Origin of the sequence: Streptosporangium vulgare (genome assembly GCF_042428775.1) — a bacterium.
Classification (GTDB): Bacteria; Actinomycetota; Actinomycetes; order Streptosporangiales; family Streptosporangiaceae; genus Streptosporangium; species Streptosporangium vulgare.
Window position 1 is genome coordinate 1 of the sequence record NZ_JBHMBS010000145.1, and the last position, 674, is coordinate 674.

A 674-nucleotide genomic window follows, 5' to 3' on the forward strand; every position below is an offset into this window, starting at 1 on the left:
TGGAGTTCCTGCGCGAGGTGTCGAACGTGCCGCTCCAGCAGGCGCTTCGGCAACAGCAGGTGGCGTTCAACAACTTCTTCGCCAAGCGTGCCCGCTACCCGCGTTTCAAGTCCAAGCACAAGTCACGGGCATCGGCGACATTCCAGAACAACGCCTTCTCGTTTCGGGAAGGCGTGCTGAAGCTGGCGAAGATGGACGCGCCACTGGCCATCGTGTGGTCGCGTTCTCTGCCCGAGGGGGCGCAGCCGTCCACGGTGACGGTCTCTCGCGACGCGGCCGGGCGTTGGTTCGTGTCGTTGCTGGTCGAAGAGAAGATCAGTCCGCTTGCGCCCGTCGAGCAGACGGTCGGGATCGACGCCGGGCTGAATCATCTGCTCACCCTCTCCACCGGAGAGAAGATCTCCAACCCGCGCCACGAGCGGGCCGACCGCGAACGGCTGGCCAGGGCGCAGCGCGAGTTGTCGCGCAAGACGAAGGGCAGCGCGAACCGGGTCAAGGCAAAGGTGAGGGTGGCCCGCGCCCATGCCCGGATCGCCGATCGGTGGCGGGACTTCCTGCACAAGGTCACCACTCGATTGGTGCGCGAGAACCAAACGCTCGCGATCGAGGACCTGACCGTCCGCAACATGGTGCGCAACCACTCTTTGGCGCGCGCCATCTCCGACGCCTCATGG

Annotated in this window: 1 protein-coding gene; it reads left to right on the plus strand. The window is 65.4% G+C overall.

Features of this window, described 5'->3' with window-relative positions; all coding sequences use genetic code 11:
• On the plus strand, positions 1 to 674 hold a 674-nt coding region (locus tag ACFFRH_RS44400), incomplete at both ends, for an RNA-guided endonuclease InsQ/TnpB family protein (RefSeq protein WP_386164226.1).